At 71.8% G+C, this 3,006-nt stretch carries 2 protein-coding genes; both read left to right on the top strand.

Annotated features, from left to right (window positions below; all coding sequences use genetic code 11):
• The coding region (gene carB / locus AB0M20_RS35245; RefSeq protein ID WP_364304821.1) for a carbamoyl-phosphate synthase large subunit at positions 1-1,831 on the top strand (1,831 nt) is incomplete at its 5' end.
• 304 nt (positions 1,832-2,135) lie between these two features.
• A partial coding sequence (locus AB0M20_RS35240) for a quinone-dependent dihydroorotate dehydrogenase (RefSeq protein WP_364304818.1) occupies positions 2,136-3,006 on the top strand: 871 nt, incomplete at its 3' end.

The following is a 3,006-nucleotide window of genomic DNA, read 5'->3' as shown; positions in this document are numbered from 1 at the left end:
CCGGCAGCTCGCGGCGCTGCGGCCGGAGTTCGCCGGCGAGGACGGTGTGCGGTCGCTGCGGCACCGGCTCGGGGTGCGGCCGGTCTACAAGACGGTCGACACCTGCGCGGCCGAGTTCGAGGCGGACACGCCGTACCACTACTCGTCCTACGACGAGGAGACCGAGGTCGCGCCGTCGGCCCGGCCCAAGGTGATCATCCTGGGCTCGGGGCCGAACCGGATCGGGCAGGGCATCGAGTTCGACTACTCGTGCGTGCACGCGGTGATGGCCCTGCGCGAGGTCGACTTCGAGACCGTCATGGTCAACTGCAATCCGGAGACGGTCTCCACCGACTACGACACGGCCGATCGGCTCTACTTCGAGCCGCTCACCTTCGAGGACGTGCTCGAGGTCTGGCACGCCGAGGACTTCTCGGGAAAGGCGGCCGGCGGCCCCGGTGTGATCGGGGTGATCGTGCAGCTGGGCGGCCAGACGCCGCTCGGGCTGGCCCGGCGGCTCAAGGCGGCCGGCGTGCCCATCGTCGGCACGTCGCCGGAGTCGATCGACCTGGCCGAGGACCGCGGCATGTTCGGCCACGTGCTGGCCAAGGCCGGGCTGCGCTCGCCCGACCACGGCACGGCCACCTCGTTCGAGGAGGCCAAGGCGATCGCCGACGAGATCGGCTATCCGGTGCTCGTCCGGCCGTCCTATGTGCTCGGCGGGCGCGGCATGGAGATCGTGTACGACGAGCCGACGCTCAACGGCTACATCGACCGGGCCACCGAGATCTCGCCGGACCACCCGGTGCTGGTCGACCGGTTCCTCGACGACGCCATCGAGATCGACGTCGACGCGCTCTGCGACGCCACCGGCGAGGTCTACCTCGGCGGCGTGATGGAGCACATCGAGGAGGCCGGCATCCACTCCGGCGACTCGTCGTGCTCCCTGCCGCCGGTCACGCTGGCCGGCTCGCACCTGGCCGAGGTGCGTCGCTACACCGAGGCGATCGCCCGCGGCGTCGGCGTGCGCGGCCTGCTCAACGTCCAGTACGCGCTGAAGGACGACGCGCTCTACGTCCTGGAGGCCAACCCGCGCGCCTCGCGGACCGTGCCCTTCGTCTCGAAGGCGACGGCGATCCCGCTGGCCAAGGCGGCGGCCCGGATCATGCTCGGCGCGACGATCAAGGAGCTCCGGGCGGAGGGCCTGCTGCGGCCCACGCAGGACGGCGGGCACACGCCGCCGTCGGCGCCGATCGCCATCAAGGAGGCGGTGCTGCCGTTCAAGCGGTTCCGCACGCCGAGCGGGCAGGGCGTGGACAGCCTGCTGAGCCCGGAGATGAAGTCGACCGGCGAGGTGATGGGCATCGACGCCGGCTTCGGGCAGGCGTTCGCCAAGTCGCAGGCCGCGGCGTACGGCTCGCTGCCGACCAGCGGGAAGATCTTCGTGTCGGTGGCCAACCGGGACAAGCGGTCAATGATCTTCCCGATCAAGCGGCTGGCCGACCTGGGCTTCACGATCGTGACCACCGCGGGCACGGGCGAGGTGCTGCGCCGGCACGGCATCGAGTGCGAGGTCGTGCCGAAGCACTTCGAGAGCCCGGGCCAGAACGCGATCGCCCTGATCCAGGCGGGCGAGATCGCCCTGATCATCAACACGCCGCAGGGCTCGGGCGCCTCGGCCCGCTCGGACGGGTACGAGCTGCGCAGCGCGGCGGTGACGGCGGACATCCCGAGCATCACCACGGTGCCGGGCGCGGCGGCCGCGGTGATGGGCATCGAGGCCCTGATGCGCGGCGACATGACGGTCCGCTCGCTGCAGGAGTTGCACGCCGACCTGCGGGCCGCGGAATGACGACCACTCGCCGGCCGGATGGACCGTCCACCCGCGTCGGCGCGGCCTCGTCCGTGTTTGCGTCCGGCTCGGCCGGCCAGCTGCGGCGGTCGGCTCGGGGTGGCGGGTTTGTTCGACTTGGTTGTCACTTCTCGCGCGCGGGGCGGTTCGGCGCCTGCGCCGGGGATGCGCGTGCGGGACGTCGGCTGCGGCGGTCGGCTCGGGGTGGCGGGTTTGTTCGACCTGGTCGTCACTCTTCCCGCGCCGGGCGGTTCGCCGCCCGCGCCGGGGACGCGGGTGCCCGCGGTGATGTCGGGAGGCGATCGTGACCGCGTTTGAGCGGGCGCTGCGGCCCGTGCTCTTCCGGGTCGGCGGGGGAGATGCCGAGAAGGCGCACGAGTTCACGCTGCGGCGGCTTGCCGGGCTGGGGTCTCGGTCGCTGGCGTTGATGCGGCGGCGGTATGCGGTCAGCAAGCCGGTTGACGTGTTCGGGGTGCGGTTTCCCAATCCGGTCGGGCTGGCCGCCGGGATGGACAAGAACGGCGTCGCGCTCAACGCCTGGCCGGCGCTCGGGTTCGGGTTCGTCGAGGTCGGCACGGTGACCGCGCACGCGCAGCCCGGCAACGACCGGCCACGGCTGTTTCGGCTGCGGGACAGCGAGGCGATCATCAACCGGATGGGCTTCAACAACGAGGGCGCGTCCGCGCTGGCCGCGCGGCTCGAAGCGGCCGGCGATCTCGGCTATCCGCTGGGCGTCTCGCTCGGCAAGTCCAAGATCACGCCGCTCGACGCGGCGGTCGAGGACTATGTGACGTCCTACAACCTGCTCCAGCAGCATGCGGACTACATCGCGATCAACGTCTCCTCGCCCAACACACCCGGGCTCCGGACGCTGCAGGACAAGTCGGCGATCGCCTCGCTGCTGGGTGCACTGGCCGGCAAGACGCCGGTGCTGGTCAAGATCGCGCCCGACCTGGCCGAGCCGGCCATCGCCGACCTGCTCGAGGTCTGTCTGGCGCACCGCGCGGCCGGCGTGATCGCGACCAACACCACGCTGGCCCGCGACGGCCTGGCCGCGGCGGACCAGCCGCGGGCGGCGGAGGCGGGCGGCCTGTCCGGCCGGCCGCTGACCGAGAAAGCCCGCAAGGTGGTGCATTTCGTGCACGAGGAGACCGGCGGAGCCCTCCCGATCATCG

This window comes from Actinoplanes sp. NPDC051633, assembly GCF_040681735.1.
Taxonomy (GTDB): Bacteria; Actinomycetota; Actinomycetes; order Mycobacteriales; family Micromonosporaceae; genus Actinoplanes.
The sequence above is the reverse complement of the archived record's forward strand: the minus strand, read 5'-3'. Positions and strand labels throughout refer to the sequence as shown.